At 66.7% G+C, this 240-nt stretch carries 1 protein-coding gene; it reads left to right on the top strand.

Translation table 11 applies throughout. From position 1 onward, the window contains the following. Positions 1 to 240 (top strand): hypothetical protein (locus ACZ3HG_RS24725; RefSeq protein WP_465335168.1); only part of this gene is annotated, 240 nt, incomplete at both ends.

Genomic DNA, 240 nt, shown 5'->3' with positions numbered 1-240 from the left:
AGATCGCGCGCATCAAGGGCTTCCTGATCGTCAAGCGCAACCAGATGCGGGACTACCTCGACGTCGCCGCGCTCTCCGGGGCGTTCGGAGCGGATCGCATTGGGGCTGTGCTCGCGGCCATCGACGAGTACTACACCGATCCCTCGCATCCGGAGGATCAGCCCGTTCAGGCCCAGCTGGCGCGTCAACTCGCCGACCCTGCCCCGAAGGACCATCGTGCGCTCGCCGGTCTGGCTTCCT

It is taken from the genome of Erwinia sp. PME.40.26/001 (assembly GCF_055556675.1).
This window is presented reverse-complemented; position numbering and strand designations above follow the sequence as displayed.